General features: G+C 75.8%; 1 protein-coding gene and 1 pseudogene. Both read left to right on the forward strand.

Features of this window, described 5'->3' with window-relative positions; all coding sequences use genetic code 11:
* A partial coding sequence (locus tag H5J29_RS30125) for a helix-turn-helix domain-containing protein (protein WP_220188115.1) occupies positions 1-1071 on the forward strand: 1071 nt, incomplete at its 5' end.
* Positions 1072-1244: 173 nt separating this feature from the next.
* A pseudogene (locus tag H5J29_RS30130) lies at positions 1245-2141 on the forward strand (DNA-binding response regulator); the annotation flags it as partial.

Here is a 2141-nt window from a genome sequence, read left to right on the forward strand (position 1 = left end):
GGCTGGCTCGCCAGCGCGGCCGCGGCCATGGTCTGGGACTACGACACCTGTCTCGCGGTGACGGCGCGCGAGGTCCAGGTCGCCCGCGACGCCGGAGCGCTCACCGTGCTCGCGGTCGGGGTCAACGTGCTGGCCCAGGCCGTCTGCCTGGGCGGGGACCTCGAGCAGGCGGCCTCGCTCGTCGCCGAGGCCGACGCCGTCGTGGAGGCGACCGGCACGCAGGTCGCCCCCTACGGCGCCCTCGTGCTCGCGGGCCTGCGCGGCCGGGGGGACGAGGCGGTGACGTTGATCGACGCCACGGTCGAGACCGCCACGGCGGGCGGGCAGGGGACGGCGGTCCAGTACGCCCGGTGGGCGTCCGCCATCCTGTTCAACGGCCTCGGCAGGCACCGGTGGGCGCTGACCGCGGCGCGCGAGGCGTGCGACGAGGCGCCGCAGCTGTTCGTCTCCGCCTGGGCCGCGACCGAGCTGATCGAGGCCGCCGTGAAGCTGGGCGAGACGGACACGGCACGCGGCACGCTGGAGCGGCTGCTGGAGGCCACCGGCGCCGCGCCCACCGACTGGGCGCTCGCCGTCGAGGCGCGCTCGCGCGCGCTGCTGAGCACGGGGGACACGGCCGACCGGCTCTACCGCGAGGCGATCGACCGGCTGTCGCGCACGCGGTTGCGTCCCGAGCTGGCCCGGTCCCACCTGCTCTACGGCGAGTGGCTGCGCCGAGCCCACCGCCGCACCGAGGCGCGGGCCCACCTCCGCACCGCGCACGAGACCGCGGCCGCGATGCGCATGGAGGCGTTCGCCGAGCGCGCCCGCCGGGAGCTCGCGGCGACCGGTGAGCGGGTGCGCAGCCGCAGCGTCGAGACGCGGACCGAGCTGACGAGCCAGGAGACCGAGATCGCGCAGCTCGCCGCCGCCGGGCGGACCAACCCCGAGATCGGCGCCCAGCTGTTCCTCAGCCCGCGCACGGTGGAGTGGCACCTGCGCAAGGTCTTCACCAAGCTCGGCATCGCGTCGCGCAGGCAGCTGGTGCGCCGCCTCGCCGACGGCGGGCAGACCGCCGCGCCGACCGCCTGAGGCGCCGACGGTCGTCGGGGACCGAGACGCTCGTGCGCTCGACGGCATAGCCTGGGTCGTTCCGGTCGGCGCCGACGGGAGGCGTGATGGGCGGTTCGGACCCCCACGGAGCGCCGTGCGAGCGGGGCCGTGCGGCGTATCGACGGCGGGCGTGGGCGGAGGCCTACGCGCTGTTGACCGCAGCGGACGCCGAGGCGCCACTGGAACCGGCGGATCTCGACCTGCTCGTGAACGCCGCGTACCTGACCGGCTGGGACGAGGTCGGTGACGACCTGTCGGCGCGCACGTACCGGGAATGGACGGACCGGGGTGAACCGGCGCGGGCGGCCCGGTGCGCGATCTGGTTGGGCCTGCTGCTGTTGCTCCGCGGCGAGGACGCCCGCAGCAACGGGTGGCTCGCCCGGGCGCGACGGCTGCTGGACGACAACGGTCTGGACTGCGCGGAGCAGGGATACCTCCTGGTGCCGGCCGCGTTCCTGCTCCACGAGGACGGGGCGGCCGCGGACGCCCGCACCGTGTTCGAGCAGGCCCGGAGCATCGGTGAGCGGTTCGGCGACCGGGACCTGACGGCGTTCGGGCTGCTCGGGGTGGGTGAGGCGTTGATCCTGCTGGGCGAGACCGCCGTGGGGGTGGCCGCGCTGGACGAGGTGATGGTCGCGGTCACCGCGGGCGAGGTGTCGCCGCTGGTCGCCGGGATCGTCTACTGCGCGGTGATCGAGGCGTGCCGCCGCGTCTTCGACCTGCACCGGGCGCAGGAGTGGACCGCGGCGTTGGGCCGCTGGTGCGCGGCGCAGCCCGACCTGGTGCCGTACCGGGGGCAGTGCCTGGTGCACCGCGCGGAGATCATGCTGTTGCAGGGGACCTGGATCGACGCCGCGGACGAGGCGCGGCAGGCGTGCGAGCTGCTGTCCCGGCCGCCCGGCCACCCGGCCGTTGGCGCGGCGTTCTACCAGCTGGCCGAGCTGCATCGGCTGCGGGGCGAGGTCACACGGGCCGAGCAGGCCTACCGGCAGGCGTGTCGGTGGCTCCCGGACCCGCAGCCCGGCCTGGCGCTGTTGCGCCTGGCGCAG

This window comes from Pseudonocardia pini, from assembly GCF_013870575.1.
Classification (GTDB): domain Bacteria; phylum Actinomycetota; class Actinomycetes; order Mycobacteriales; family Pseudonocardiaceae; genus Pseudonocardia; species Pseudonocardia pini.